Genomic DNA, 14238 nt, shown 5'->3' with positions numbered 1-14238 from the left:
CTATCATCCTGTGCCTCTCGGATAAAGAGAGGATATGGTCACGCTAGGAATCTGCAGCTGTACCAAAGCCACCAAAGAACTTAATATTGAGAATGGAAAGGATCAGGAGTAGCGCGGTCATTGTATAGGCAATTGCGCTTGCGTAGCCAACATTCAGACTTTCAAAGCCCTGGTTGTAGAGATAGAGTGTGATCGTCAAAGATGCATCGGATGGTCCACCATTCGTCAGCAAAAGTGGTTCGGCAAACAAATTATAGGAACTAATGATCATCTGTATCACCACAAAAAGCGTCACAGGACGCAGAAGCGGCAACGTCATCTGAAAAAAAGACTGCCAACGTCCGGCACCATCAATCGATGCTGCTTCATAAATCTGCTGATCAATTCCATTCAAACCCGCCAGCCAGAAGAGCATCGTAATACCCAGATTCGTCCAGATTCCGATCAGGATAAAGGATGGCATCACGATAGGCTTGTTAGAGAGCCAGCCGACAGCACCAATATGGAACCAACTCAGCAGCGCGTTGAGCAAGCCATACTTCATATCAAACACCCGCGCAAAGATCACCGAGATAATCACCGAGGATGTAATAATTGGAAAGAACAGCGCTGTTTTGTAGAGTCCTTTCCAGCGTACAAATGCCGAGTTAAGTGCAACCGCAAGCAGTAGCGCCAGAGGCGCAAGAATGAGCACATTGCCAAGCACATACTCGCTTGTATTGAGTACCGCACTATAGTAGCGAGGATCTTGAAAGAGAAGCATATAGTTGCCCAGGCCAAAAAAGGTCTTGTTATCAAAACCAAAGCCTTTAAAAAAGCTCAATATGAACGAATAAACGATCGGATAGACCCCAAAGATCAGAAAGATGATGAAGAAAGGCGCGATGAAAATATATGGCGCCATTCTACGTTGATAACGCTGCCACCACGCCTTCGTAGCTTTTGTGACGTTCGTTGTAAGGACTGCATCTGTGACGGCCATAGTTTATACCTCCCTATAGATACTATGCGGTTTCCAGACTGACAATACGATTGACCTCATGTTGCGCAGCCAGCAGTGCCGCTTCGGGTGCATTCCCCTGCAATAAACATGGTGTCACGGCTTTACGCACGAACGCATCAGTGGTCTCAGACCAGAAAGGCGAGGTGTACCATTTGTTAATCTCAGGTGAGAGGGTCCTGATCAAGTTGCCAACACGTTGATGATCAAAGAAAGCAAGTGGCTCATTCAGGCGGGGATCTAGCAGAGCTGGTTTATATGCTGGCCAGATCTGGCGTGCTGCAAAGTCAAAGTAGAGTGCATCGGGAGTCGTATGTTCAAACAGGATAAAATCTATAGCTTCGTCAGGATAATGTGATGTTTTAAGGGTTGTGGTACCCGTTCCTCCCCAGGTAGCGGTCGGCGAGCTATGGGGCGTCCAGCGTGGCAGAGGTTGTACGTGCCACTTGCCACTGGTGTTGGCTGCTACCTGTTCAACCTGACTTCCAAAGTTCCAGGGAGGTCCCATGACACAGGCAATCGCACCAGTTGATAGAGCGGTATTGTACGACTGACCCAGAGGACGTAATACCGACCAACTATCAATCGCTTGCTTCTGATACTGTAACGTGTTGAGGCCCTGTGCAGAGGTGAAGGTGAGTTTTGAGTCTGGCCCAAAGAAGCCACTGTCCTGCTGCAAAGCCATCACCCACCAGCTGGTCCAATCATTATAAGGGAAATCTATCAGATATTGACCGGTATTTTGATGATAGCGCTTTGCCTGTTCAGCGAAATCATCCCAGGTGATAAATGGCGTCTTCACACCAGCTTTCTCTAGCAAATCCCAGCGGTACGCCAGAAAACAGGTATTCAGCTGGCTCCCCAGTCCATACACTTTGCCCTGCCAGCTCCAAGGCGCGAGAGCAGAGGGCCCGTAAAAATCATCCAACACGCCCGCTTGCTGCAACCGGGGGGTCAAATCAACAAAAATAACATCCCCTTTGATGAAACGTGAAAATGCGCTGATCTCGATATCTGCGATGTCGGGCCCACCAGAACCGGCCTGCGAAGTGATCAACACCATGTCGTGCATCTGCTGGTAGGGCAGAAGAGTCCAGTCAATCACAAAATCCGGGTTTTTCCGTTGCTGATAGAGCTTCCAGGATTTCACATGCCATTTATAGCGTCCGCTTGAAAATACCCAGGCCTTGAGCACTTTTTTCGCGCCCGTGTTGACTGCCGGGGCACAACCACTCAAGAGTATCTCGCTTACGCCACCACTCACGATCAGACCACCTGTTCCACTGAGAAAGGTTCGTCGACTGATCGACTTCATTGTATGCTCCTCTCTCTCATAGAGAGCTATCATGAGAAGGGGTACCACGTTAACGATTCGATCCCCCACCGTGTCATTGACGCTATACCCCTTCAATGTCCAGTTGCCACTGCCAACAGACATGCTATGCTGCGCTCGTTATTTTCTCCAGCTATGCAGTGACATTTCTATCCATGATCTTGATTCTGTGATGCTCTTTACAGGTCTAAAAACGGGAACGCCAGCATCACCTACTACTTCCCGGCCCGAATCCGTTTAAAGCGTCTGGTGTTCTCGGTCATTGCAACCTCCGTTGGTAGGCGCTCCATACTGGATGCGCCGAAGAAGCCAACGACACCGCGAGTATGAGCCAGCACATATGCCGCATCGTCAGGCTCTGCAATTGGACCACCGTGACAAAGCACCAGAATATCCGGATTGACAGATGTAGCTGCATCATGCATGGCCTGAACGCGCTCGACACATTGATCCAGTGTCAGGGCTGTATGCGCACCGATTGAACCTTTTGTCGTCAATCCCATATGTGGCACCAGAATATCCGCCCCAGCTTGCGCCATTGCACGCGCATCCTCCGGCGAAAATACATATGGTGAGGTCAACAGATCCAGTTCATGCGCCTGATGAATCATTTCCACTTCCTGACTATAGCTCATACCTGTCTCTTCCAGGTTCTGTCGGAAGGTTCCATCGATGAGACCTACCGTAGGAAAATTCTGCACACCTGTGAAGCCAAGGTCCTTAAGCTGCCTCAGGAAGTATGGCATGAGACGAAATGGATCCGTACCACAGACACCCGCAAGCACCGGCGTATGCTCAACAATCGGCAACACTTCACTGGCCATATCAACGACGATGGCATTAGCGTCACCATATGGCATCAAACCTGCCAGTGAACCACGGCCAGCCATGCGATAGCGGCCAGAATTATAGATGATAATGAGGTCAACACCACCAGCCTCGACACATTTGGCCGATAAGCCCGTTCCCGCCCCAGCACCGATAATCACTCCACCAGACTGAATGGTATTTCGCAGACGCCGAAGCGCTTCAGCTCTCTCCATAGTATTTCTCCTTAGTGCGCGGCTACTGCTTGAGACGCAAGCAATTCGTCCATACGTTGGGCCATAGCCTGCGCGAAACGCGGATCATTGATATCCATAGTCAGTTCATGGACCTCAACATGGCTCTCCAGTCCTGCCTTCAAATTCTCAAAAAGGCAGTGATCTGCTTCGGCATCGTAGAAAGCTCCATCGGGGGTGGCAATCAACGAAATACCATTCAAGGGAATAAAGAGAGCGACAGGTCCCTGTGCTTGATTCAGCTTGCGCGCGATCGTACGACCAAGCTCAGCACATTCTTCAGGTGTGGTACGCATTAATGTCACTGTCGGGTTGTGCTTATAGAGGGTACGCTGGCGAAATTTTTCGGGGACGGTGTCCATTGGCCCAAAGTTTACCATGTCCAACGCTCCCAACGAGACAACCTGCGGAATACCATGCTTGCCTGCTGCTTCCAATCGCTCTGGTCCCGCGCTAAATACACCTCCAACAAGGTTATCAGCAAGTTCGGTCGTCGTGATGTCGAGTACCCCTGCGAGAAAACCTCCATTAACCAGGGCTTCCATAGATTGGCCGCCCGTTCCAGTAGCGTGGAAAACCAGAACCTCATAACCTCGCTCTTCCAGGTACTTACGGGCTTCGTTGACACAAGGAGTGGTGACGCCAAACATGGTTGCACCCACAAGAGGCTTTGTTGATGCAGCTGGCAGAAATTCTGCATAATTCCTGGCCATGGCTGCAATAGCTACGGCGGCATTACTAAGGATGCGCTCGGAAATACGATTAATGCCTGCAATATCAACCACAGAATACATCATCGTGATATCAAGTGCCCCTACATAGGGACGAGTGTCGCCTGATGCGACGGTGGATACCATGAGTTTCGGGACGCCAACAGGAAGCGATCGCATAGCCTGCGTGACCAGCGATGACCCTCCGGTACCTCCAAGTCCTAGCACCCCATGGAGACGCTGGCGAGCAAATAAATCGGTGATGATGGTTGTGGCACCACGTGCCATCGTTTCTACCGCGACACCACGATCTCCTGCGGCGGCCAGCTGCGCAACATCTGCACCAACTGCTCTAGCAACTTCCTCCCGTGAAATGTCGGGGCTGGTCAAGGGCACTCCCTTAATACCCGCATCGATAAGGATGACATCACATCCAGTAGTCTGTATAGAGGTACGTAAAAACTCGTACTCGATACCTTTTGTATCAAGCGTTCCCAGAAGTACAACCGTTGCCATGCTCTTAGATTCCCCTTTCTGCATCTCTTAATCTTCAATAAAGCATATAAAAATACTGGTGCTCATTCACAAGAGGAAAATTATGCGCGTAATCGGAAAACGAATGTATAACTCTCCGGCTGTATGACGATCAGCATATTTAGGAATGCTCTCGATGAAGAGAGATACTCCATTGTTCTCCTCCTATTTGTTCTAGCTGCATTGACATAACCCATCGGTCGCTTCTCTCATCACGCCCACTATCGCACATACAACACTGTACTGAGCAGACTATGCGGGAGCGAAGGCTAGCAACGCATAGGGTAATTCTCTATCCCGGTTGTCATAAACTTATCTTTATGCTAGAATATACAATATACAATATACCAAGTCAATAGTTCCGCATCAGGAAGGGGCTGGTGGAAGATGAACGGCGAGCGTTCAATCGGCGCCTGAAGCGCCGTAAATAGAGTAAAATATTCGTAAATAGAGAACCCTGATGGAGGAACACTATGGAAGAAAGCACCATGATGAACGAACTGGAGCATCATCCCCTTAATCGACGCATCTACTATAAAGTTCGCGATCTGATCGCATCGGGCCGTATTCCGCCGGGGGCACAACTCGATGAGCGCTCATTAGCAAATGATCTGGCGGTAAGCCGGACTCCCCTGCGCGAGGCTATTGCCACGCTGGTCGAAGAGGGACTCGTCGAACGTCGCCCGTATCGCGGCAACTTTGTGCGTATGTTCACGGCCAAACAGGTGAATGATCTGTATGTGGTGCGCAAAGTCCTTGAAGGATTGGCCACGCGCCTAGCAGTCCTTTCGTTAACAGAAGAGGACTTGCACAAGATTCGCGCTATCCTGGATGAGACGCAACAGGCTCTGGCACAGGATGATATGGCGGCGTATAGCATCGCCGATGAGCGTTTTCACGATACTATTGCCCAGATGTCGAAAAACGAGACGCTGATAGAATCCATTGGTCGCCTCAAACGACAGATTCAGATTGTACGTCTGGGCGCTAATCGGGATCCACAGGTTGTAGCACGCACTGCGCTTGAAAGACCTCAAATTCTGGCGGCACTGGAAGCACGCGATGCTGATCTGGCAGCTCGCCTGATGGAGGAGCACATTGATGGCGTTCGGAACTCAATGGTAGCGTTGCTCCAGTCATCGGAGGCACCAGAGGAGGATCTCTCCTGATCCTTTTGTATTTATCCTGATGGCAGTGGTATGGGCTGTCCACGTTGATATAGCAGTAAACATCTGCTGCCATTTTTATACATATATGCCAATGTATTTCATGAAGCGCATTATGAAAGGAGTCTTTGTTGGACAAGAATGATGTAATCAGACAGGTGCAGGAAGAGAACACAGATCGGCTCAGTTGGGGAAACCTCTCATGGCTAGTCGGCGCGTCTCAGATGCCGGGAGCGGAGCAAACATTCGGCATTGTCACGATCCATCCAGGAAAACGCAATCCATTGCACCTCCACCCCAATTGTGAGGAACTGCTCTACGTCATTTCAGGTGAATGTGAACACAAGTTGGGAGATGAAATCTTCTCACTGGCTCCTGGCTCGGTCATTCGCATTCCACGTGGTATCCCCCACTGGGCCCGATGCACGAGCACAGAACCGCTCGTAGCTGTCATCTCCTTTTCGTCGGCCGATCGACAGGCGGAAAGTTTAGAAGGGGATGAAATCGCTTAATAGAATAGAATAGTACAATTAGACGCGGAAGGATCAACGACAAGGTAAAGGAGTTCAATCAAAGATGAAGCAATTTCGTATCGCCATTGTTGGTTGTGGTAATATTTCACGTATGCATTTTGACGCTTACCTGCCCCATCCTGAACGGATTCAGATCGTAGCTGCATGCGATACCGTTCCTGAACATGTGCAGGAGGCACAACAGAAATATGGTTTCGCTCAGGGCTTTTCTTCTCTTGAAGAGATGATTGAGGGAGCCGAATGGGACGTCGCGGTGGTATGTACCCCAACAAACGTTCGGAAGCAGGTCGTCGATACGCTTGCCGCCGCAGGCAAACATATCTTCGTTGAGAAACCCTTCGCCGATAGCTATCAGGATGCTCAACATATGGTCGACACATGCTTACAGGCTGACGTGAAGCTAGCGGTCAACCAGAACTTCCGCTATCATTATCCCTTTGAGATGGCTCGTCAGCAAGTAGCACAGGGAAGGATCGGCCACGTTGCCGCTATTGTGCATCAAGACCTGATGTTCCGTCAGGACTCAGGGTGGCGTATCCAGCTGCAACGGCACGCTCTGGCGATTATGGGTATTCACTGGTTCGATGGTTTTCGCTGGATTCTGGGTGACGAAGCAACATCATTGACCTGCGCGCTCAATTCATCGAAGGCCATTCAATGCACAGGCGAGACTGAGGCATCGATTACGGTGAATTTCTCCCAGGACACTCTGGTCTCTTATGTGGAAAGCTTTTCGGCACCCAGGGGAAGAACGGAAACAATTATTCTTGGTGAAACAGGGGAACTGGTCCTTACCTATAATGAGATGAGTTTGTTTGACCGAGACAACCGCAGTACACCTCGTGAGCAATGGGAGAATCCCTATCGTGGCAACAACAAACCAAAGGCGTCCTTTACCGGCCTGGACCAGTTGTTGACAGCGATAGAACAGGGTGGTGAACCGGCGAATAGTGGTCGCGATAATCTGAAGACGGTTGCTCTACTGGATGGTGCCTACAGATCAGCAGAGACACAGCAAATTGTAACGTTCCTCGAGGGCACACCGCTATGAAGATGGCTTTTTCCAAACCAACGACGGATGCAACTGAGCAACAATTGCTGTTCTCGCACTTCCGCTCTGCTGGTTATAACGGCCTACAACTGAAGGCCGGTCAGTACCGTGAGTATATTGCTCAGCCGGAGCGCTTCCTTGATCAGTGGGGAGATGACGCCAGTGCTCTTGCCTCTGGCTTGATCACTGGAGGCTTGCTAGACGAAGCAGGCATTGCGGATCTGCGTGCCCTCTTCACGTTCGCCCAGAGTGTCGGATCGGAACGGATCGTCTTTTGCCATGCGCAACCCAGAGAGGGGTTGTCACATGCCGATATTCAGGGCTATGCTCACATTCTCTCAGATCTGGGTAAAGAAGCGCAACAGCATGGGGTTGTGTTATCGCTCCACCATCACTATAACCAGCCAGTCATGTATCGCCAGGACTTCGCCGTCTTTTTTGATGCGGTGAGTGACCAATCGGTCAAGCTGACCATTGATACCGCACACCTGGTCAAGTCTGGCATCGACGATATCGGAGGCGTCATTCGCGAGTACCGGGCGGTCCTCGATAACATGCATATCAAGGATATTGCCAGGAATGAATTCAAAGTGCTTGGGAAGGGGACCATTGACTTTGCACCCGTATTCGCCGCGCTGCATGATATCGGATACCAGGGATGGCTCTGTGCCGATGAAGAAAGCGGCGACGATCTTACGGGGGCCATGGAAACCTGTGCACGGTTTCTTACAAAAAACTGCTCAGAAAGCCCTGCCTTCAGGCGAGGGGATGAATGAGCGTTCCTTGTTGACAAAACAGTAGAATAGTCATTCTACCCATGTGTAGAGAAAGGAAGCCACTGCAACAGAGCCTCCTGTGGGCGATGAGGCATATGACCCACCTCACGGTCGGTTTGGCTTCAAACATCCACACATGTATGGTGTTGGTACCGTAGGGCATACGGGAACCTGCAAACCTCGGTTTGTGCAACGATTCTGGACACCTGGCCTCTCCCTCCTGGTTGCAAGACCATGGGGCGCGTCGGATGGCTGAAAGAAGAATCCCCCGGATTTGATCCGGGTGAAGTGTCAAATTCCACTATGTGTACGATATCGGCATTCGACGATCACGCTAGATACCATTGACGTGTAAACCAGCATAGAAAAATGGTCCTTTCTTCTTTATATGAGACTCTCGTGTAAAGAAGAAAGGACCATTTTTCACAATAACATACAAGGTGTGCGCTCTCTCCCACGAAGCCAAATAGCAGGTTGTGTTGCAAGAAATAAGAAGAAACAAGATGAGCGTGGTATGCCTCTCCTTGTTCAGCTTAGGCAACAACTCCAAAGAGTCTGGCGACCAGTGCGGCCTGCCCTTGTACATCTCCTTTGTTCACTCCTTGTACCTGCCCCTTCCTCAGCATGTTCATCACCTCGAAGCCTTGGACGGTTCGCCAGGCTGTTTCGAAGGAGAAAAAGCCCATCCCTGGCTTGGTCAAGCGTTTGATGAACCGATGATCTTGCTCGATGAGATTGTTGAGATATTTGACCTGCCTCAATTCCACGTGCTGAGGCAGCACTCCAGTGGCTTTGAGCTCAGCAATTGCTTTGGGATACGCCGCGTTCTTGTCGACATTGATCACGCGAGGAGGTGACGTGATGATTGTGGTGTCAGTCGGAGTCGTGGGTGGAGCTACCTGCTCTGCAACCGGACACGCTTGAGAAACTGATCGAGCAGTCGATGCGAGCGCTTTGACGAAAAAGCGCTTGGCGGACTCGGCATCCCGCGTTGGACTCAAGAGAAACTCTCGGGTATTGCCATCTGAATCCATGGCACGGTAGAGATACATCCAAACTTTCTTAACCTTGATGTACGTCTCATCGACTTTCCACGAGTCATTGCAGGCTTTCAGATGCGACCGGGAACGCTTCTCCAGTTCGGGTGCGTAGCGTTGGACCCAGCGATAGACCGTGGTGTGATCGACGTGCAGACCCCGTTCCATCATCATCTCTTCTACGTCACGATAGCTCAATGCATACCGCAAGTACCAGCGTATGCACAAAAGAATGATCTCAGCTTCAAAGTGACACCATTTGAACGGACTCGCATTGTTCATGATGAAGGGCTCCCCTGCGATGCCCCAAATAAAGAAGAGTTTACTGCTCTGTCAATCATTCTTTGCAACATTGCCTGTTGGAGAGGTCGACTTCTTTTTCTCAAGGGATGGGTAAAGCCGTTTGAGCTTGATACGCGCATCAGCGGTGGTAAAACGCCAATTGACAGTGATGGCCTCCTCATTGCGATTCTGTTGCCAGGTCAAGACCTCTCGCTCCAGTTCCTTCTGTGTCCCAATGCGACGGGAAAGACATTGGCGGGCCAGAGCAGAGAGCTCAATTTCGGCCATATTCAACCAACTCCCATGGACGGGCGTGTAGTGGATTTCCAATTTCTTGAGGAGGCGAAGGGCTTCCGGCGGCGCAAAGGTGGAATACAAGGAAGATGGTGTGTGGGTGTTGAGATTGTCCATCACCAGCACAATTTTCTCTGCCTTCGGATACTGGACATCGACGAGTTCACGAATGAAATGAGCCCAATCCTCGCTTGTCCGGCGCTCTGTCACTTTGACGAATCTCTTGCCCGCCAGCGGCTCACATGCCAGAAAAAGCTTGCGCATCCCTGCTGATTCAAAGGTGTAATCGACCCGCTCAGGCTGGCCCGGTTGCATGGGCAGGCTTTCTCGTTTGTCCTGCAGCAGCAGTTTGGCACTTTCATCCATGCACACCTGTGGAAAGCGTGGGTCAAACGGACGCGTGTAGATCTCTAAGATATCTTCCATGCGCCAGACAAAGGCGGCGCTCGCTTCTGGGGGAATACACCAGCATTGTTTTAACCAAGGCTTGAGCTCGTTTTTTTGAGCGTTTTGCGCACGGTTTCGTGACTCACGTGTTCCACATAGCCCAGTTCCACCATACGATCAGCTAGAAAACGTAACGTCCAGCGGGCTTGGCCGGTAGGACATGGGCTGCACGAAAGGGCAATGAGATGGGCTTCTTGCTCTCCATCCAGGGCTCGGGCTCGTGTTTGGGTATGGAGACGGTGGTTGAGGGCATCATCCAGGCCGCGGGTGACAAAGCGCTCACGAATACGGATCACGGTGTAGCGGCTCATCTCAAATGCTTCGGCTACTTGCTCATCGGTCCAGCGCGGACCGGGAGCGTTCTGGTCGATTTTGAGTAAGATACGAGCGTGCGCTTGTTGCCTGACGGGTGCCTTGCCTCCCGCCAGCAATTGTTGTAACAGAAACCGTTGTTCCTCGCTCAATGTGACCTCATACTTGTGGGGGCGCTCTCTCATCTGTCTCTCCTTGCAAAAACTATTCTTGAGCTTTCAAGGATAACAGATTGGCTCTTCCGTTGCAAACCTCGCTTGACAGAGCATTACCATCACCCCTTCATTCTTGCAACACAACCCTCCGAGACATCTCAGCGGCCTCACAGCGATGGAGCGTTCCATGCCCAGGCTGGTTCGCGGTTCGACCTTTGGGTGTGGTATACTTCTGCGTGTTGGGGATTGGGGGGATGGAATACCCAACGGCAAGGGAAGAAAACGATGCCTAAACCATTAGTCCATGCGCTCATCTGGTCACACGAGCACAAACACTACACCCTCTATAGCCACGGCCAACCTGAGCAGGATTTCCTTCCAGAAGACCAGTCAACATTTGCTCGCTGGTTAGACGGACATGCCGCTTTTGCCTTTGAGGGGCAAGCGGGAAGGATCTCGGTCCTCAAGGAAGCCCGCTCCCGTGGAAGCGGCTATTGGTATGCCTATCGCACGCACCATCGCCGCACCCGCAAGCGCTATCTGGGGCGGACGCAGACCCTCTCGCTGGCTCGCTTAGAGGAGACCGCCAGGATGCTCTTGCCCGAACAGAAGCCCGCGCCCGCAACTTCCCAGGGGATAGCGCCGCTTTCCAGCAAGCTCTCTCCGCCGCGCTTGCCGAACGTGTTCGTCGAGCGCGAGCGCTTGCTTTCCGCCCTCGATGCGGCGCTTGCTACGAGGCTCTCCCTGGTCTCGGCTCCGGCAGGTTTTGGCAAAACGACGTTGCTGGCCACCTGGGCCAGTCGGCGAAAGAGCCAGGTCGCCTGGCTCTCGCTGGACGAACTGGACACGACGCCGACGCGCTTCTGGGTCGCGCTCATCGCAGCTCTGCGCCACTGCCCCGGCTTTCCCTCCAGCTTTGGAGCAGGCCCGATGGCGCTGCTGCAATCCCCCCAGCCGCCACCACTATCCACCGTGCTCACGGCGTTGCTCCAGGAACTGGAAGGTTGTGAGGGACATGCTGCCCCCATCGTGTTGATTGTCGACGATTATCAGGTAATCCAGGACCCAGCTATTCACGAGGGCTTGTGCTTCTACCTGGAGCATCTCCCTGCGCACGTCCACCTGATCCTCTCCAGCCGCGTCGACCCGGAGCTGCCCCTTGCACGCCTGCGGGTGCGCGGACACCTGACCGAGATCCGTGCAGACGAACTGCGCTTTGCAGAGGGGGAGGCGAGCCAGTATCTGGGCCAGCTGCTCTCCCCTGCGCTCGAAGCCGACGAGGTGCGCAAGCTGGTGAGCCGAACCGAGGGCTGGATTGCCGGCTTGCATCTGACCGCGCTCACCCTGCAGAAACGCGCAGATCGCGCGGCCTACCTTGAGAAGTTGACCGGCAGTCAGCGCTATCTTCTGGACTACGTCCAAGAGGAGATCCTGGTCCATCTGCCTGAGAGCGTGCGCGACTTTCTGCTCAAGAGCGCTCTCCTCTCGCACATGTCAGCCGCCGCGTGCCAGGCCGTGACCGCTGCCCCCACCAGGGCAGCCAGCCAACAGATGCTCGTCTTCCTGGAGCGAGCCAACCTCTTTGTCGTGCCGCTGGATGAGGAGCGCCGCAGCTATCGCCTGTACGAGCTCTTCCGTGAAGCGCTGCTCGCCGTTCTGCACGCTACCCAGCCAGATCTGGCGACACTTTTGCACCGCCGGGCCGCCGCCTTTTATGAGGCAGAGGGCGACGTTCACGAGGCGATGAGCCATGCCCTCCAGGCTGCTGACTACTCTATGGCAGCCAATCTCATGGAGCAGACGGTCGAAGCGTTCTGGCTGCGTGGAGAGATAGCGACGATGGCCCGTTGGGCACTGGTACTGCCGGAGCAGACGGTGCGCGAGCACGCACCTCTCTTGCTCACGACAGCACTCTACCTGCTCTCCACGGTGACCCAGACCCCCCAGGACCGGCGCACCAGAAGCTCCCAGGAGGCCCGGCAACTCATGGCGCGGGTGGAAACGCTCCTGCGGCTACCTGGTAGCGAGATCGATCAGGAGCTCTCGGCCACAAGAGCAGGCGCCCTCTCTTTCGCCGAAGGTCGAGAAGCCCAGCCCGGCCAGGACATCCTGCTGCCCCGGCGTCTGCGCCTGCTCCAGATCCATCTGGCCTTTTGGGAAGCTGTGGCCCATGGGGATGAAGAGCGTATGAAGAATATGGAGCAGGAGATCGAGGAGGAGCTTGAGCGCGAGGAGGAGGCGATCTGGCAGCTCGTGCCGCTCGCCTGTAGCTTCCTGCTTCACTACGGGGTCCGGCAAGAGGGAGCAAGCCTGGTGCCACGGCTGCTCTCTGCTAAAAAGCAGGCGAGCCGGTCGGAAAGCCGCTATGCGACCTACAAGGTCGGGCAATGGCTGGCAATGGCGGTGCTGGAGGCGGGACAACTGCGCCTGGCGTATGAGGAGAGCCTGGCGGCTCTCGATCTGATCGGGCAAACTGCAGGCTATGCTCTGCTCAAAGGCTACTTTGAAGTCGTGCTGGCACGGGTGTATTACCAGTGGAACCGCCTGGAGGAAGCACGCAGTCGGCTCCACACGGTCGTGCAGGACGCCACTACCTGGCAGCATCTGGATGTGCTCGCAGAAGGATACATCGAGGGCGTCAGAGTTGCGCTCGCGAGAGGTGCGTGGTCGGAGGCCGAGCTCGCGCTGCACGAGCTGGAGCGGTGGATGCAACGCGAGCGCTCAGCGATCTTCTCTGACTGGTTACCCATCGTGCGAGCGCAGTGGTGGCTGGCGCAAGGACAGCTCAAGGAGGCGTCCGATTGGGTGCGTGGCGTCTTTTTTCCAGAGGGGCCATGGGACAGAAACCTGTATGAAGCTTTCCCGGTTGTGATCCGCGTGTATTTCGCCCAGCGTCGCTTTCGAGAAGCATTGAACTTGCTGGACGGCTTTAGCGGACACCTGGATCGACCGGCCAATGTCAGGATCACCATGACGTATCTGGCTCAGTTGCTGGTAGCGCTGCAGCAGGTAGGCCAGCGTGAGCAGGGACGCGTGATCGCGGAGCGCCTCTTTGCTCTCACGGAGCCAGAGGGCTACCTGCGCGTGTACCTGGATGAAGGCAAACTGATGAAGGAGGCGCTCCAGGCGCTGTTCACCCCACATTCCCAGCAACACGAGTGGGCAGTTTCTCCCACGGCCTCCATCGCAAAGTTGCTAGCTGCCTTCGAGCAGGAGCAGTCGGGCGCGAGCAGATCGCTAGAGGGGGCAATCACATCCGAGCCTGCGCTTTCCTCGGCTCGGCAGCCATCGGTCATCTCCTCCGCGCCAGAGATTTCATTCACTCGACGCGAACAGGAAGTCCTGCGCTTGTTGGCTGCCGGAGCCTCCAATCAGGATATCGCTCAGACCCTGGTGATTTCTCTGGACACCGTCAAGAAACATGTCAGTCACCTGCTCGGCAAGCTGGGAGCGAGCAGCCGCACACAGGCAGTGGCTCTGGCGCGTGCCCACTCGCTGCTCTAGCACCTCGTTCTCCCCAACAGGGCGTCATCCTGCCTTTCAAAAC

At 53.4% G+C, this 14238-nt stretch carries 11 protein-coding genes; 5 read left to right on the top strand and 6 right to left on the bottom strand.

The genetic code is table 11. The features are described 5' to 3' along the window. Positions 1 to 43 precede the first annotated feature (43 nt). The 4 genes from JMI88_RS24975 to JMI88_RS24960 form a co-directional block, all read right to left on the bottom strand. Positions 44 to 982, bottom strand: coding sequence for a carbohydrate ABC transporter permease (locus JMI88_RS24975; RefSeq protein ID WP_201364679.1), 939 nt, complete (start codon positions 980 to 982; stop codon positions 44 to 46). Positions 983 to 1004: 22 nt separating this feature from the next. After that, a complete protein-coding gene (locus JMI88_RS24970; protein WP_236023057.1) occupies positions 1005 to 2438 on the bottom strand; it encodes an ABC transporter substrate-binding protein in 1434 nt (477 codons plus the stop codon). A 110-nt stretch (positions 2439 to 2548) separates the two neighbouring features. After that, positions 2549 to 3376: a phosphoenolpyruvate hydrolase family protein gene (locus JMI88_RS24965; RefSeq protein WP_201364678.1), complete on the bottom strand. Its 828-nt coding sequence runs from the start codon at positions 3374 to 3376 to the stop codon at positions 2549 to 2551. An 11-nt stretch (positions 3377 to 3387) separates the two neighbouring features. Then, on the bottom strand, positions 3388 to 4620 hold the full coding sequence (locus JMI88_RS24960) for a Tm-1-like ATP-binding domain-containing protein (protein ID WP_201364677.1): 1233 nt from the start codon (positions 4618 to 4620) through the stop codon (positions 3388 to 3390). 491 nt (positions 4621 to 5111) lie between these two features. Here JMI88_RS24960 and JMI88_RS24955 point away from each other — a divergent pair, with 491 nt between their 5' ends. The 4 genes from JMI88_RS24955 (at position 5112) to JMI88_RS24940 (ending at position 8164) form a co-directional block, all read left to right on the top strand. Then, a complete protein-coding gene (locus tag JMI88_RS24955; RefSeq protein ID WP_201364676.1) occupies positions 5112 to 5807 on the top strand; it encodes a GntR family transcriptional regulator in 696 nt (231 codons plus the stop codon). Between the two features lie 128 nt (positions 5808 to 5935). Then, entirely contained in the window at positions 5936 to 6316 is a 381-nt protein-coding gene (locus tag JMI88_RS24950; protein WP_201364675.1) for a cupin domain-containing protein, read from the top strand. 64 nt (positions 6317 to 6380) lie between these two features. Continuing rightward, positions 6381 to 7388, top strand: a complete 1008-nt coding sequence (locus JMI88_RS24945) for a Gfo/Idh/MocA family protein (RefSeq protein ID WP_201364674.1) — start codon at positions 6381 to 6383, stop codon at positions 7386 to 7388. Beyond that, positions 7385 to 8164: a sugar phosphate isomerase/epimerase family protein gene (locus JMI88_RS24940; protein WP_201364673.1), complete on the top strand. Its 780-nt coding sequence runs from the start codon at positions 7385 to 7387 to the stop codon at positions 8162 to 8164. Before JMI88_RS24945 ends, JMI88_RS24940 begins: the two co-directional genes overlap by 4 nt. 533 nt (positions 8165 to 8697) lie before the next feature. On the opposite strand, the gene JMI88_RS24935 is transcribed toward JMI88_RS24940, so the two are convergent. Both JMI88_RS24935 and JMI88_RS24930 read right to left on the bottom strand, forming a co-directional pair. Next, a complete protein-coding gene (locus tag JMI88_RS24935) occupies positions 8698 to 9483 on the bottom strand; it encodes an IS6 family transposase (RefSeq protein WP_201364672.1) in 786 nt (261 codons plus the stop codon). A gap of 51 nt (positions 9484 to 9534) precedes the next feature. Beyond that, a protein-coding gene (locus JMI88_RS24930) for an IS630 family transposase (protein WP_201364671.1) occupies positions 9535 to 10721 on the bottom strand; the annotation gives its coding sequence in 2 pieces (ribosomal slippage) (positions 9535 to 10280 and positions 10280 to 10721; 1188 coding nt in all). A gap of 255 nt (positions 10722 to 10976) precedes the next feature. On the opposite strand from JMI88_RS24930, the gene JMI88_RS24925 reads away from it, so the two are divergent. Next, entirely contained in the window at positions 10977 to 14195 is a 3219-nt protein-coding gene (locus tag JMI88_RS24925; RefSeq protein WP_201364670.1) for a winged helix-turn-helix domain-containing protein, read from the top strand. Positions 14196 to 14238 lie beyond the last annotated feature (43 nt).

Source organism: Dictyobacter formicarum (assembly GCF_016587435.1).
This window is presented reverse-complemented; position numbering and strand designations above follow the sequence as displayed.

Excerpts from the sequence above, each read along its gene's own strand:
- JMI88_RS24975 (WP_201364679.1), bottom strand. The coding sequence starts at position 982 with ATGGCCGTCACAGATGCAGTCCTTACAACGAACGTCACAAAAGCTACG.
- JMI88_RS24970 (WP_236023057.1), bottom strand. The coding sequence starts at position 2,438 with ATGTCTGTTGGCAGTGGCAACTGGACATTGAAGGGGTATAGCGTCAAT.
- JMI88_RS24965 (WP_201364678.1), bottom strand. The coding sequence starts at position 3,376 with ATGGAGAGAGCTGAAGCGCTTCGGCGTCTGCGAAATACCATTCAGTCT.
- JMI88_RS24960 (WP_201364677.1), bottom strand. The coding sequence starts at position 4,620 with ATGGCAACGGTTGTACTTCTGGGAACGCTTGATACAAAAGGTATCGAG.
- JMI88_RS24955 (WP_201364676.1), top strand. The coding sequence starts at position 5,112 with ATGGAAGAAAGCACCATGATGAACGAACTGGAGCATCATCCCCTTAAT.
- JMI88_RS24945 (WP_201364674.1), top strand. The coding sequence starts at position 6,381 with ATGAAGCAATTTCGTATCGCCATTGTTGGTTGTGGTAATATTTCACGT.
- JMI88_RS24940 (WP_201364673.1), top strand. The coding sequence starts at position 7,385 with ATGAAGATGGCTTTTTCCAAACCAACGACGGATGCAACTGAGCAACAA.
- JMI88_RS24935 (WP_201364672.1), bottom strand. The coding sequence starts at position 9,483 with ATGAACAATGCGAGTCCGTTCAAATGGTGTCACTTTGAAGCTGAGATC.
- JMI88_RS24925 (WP_201364670.1), top strand. The coding sequence starts at position 10,977 with ATGCCTAAACCATTAGTCCATGCGCTCATCTGGTCACACGAGCACAAA.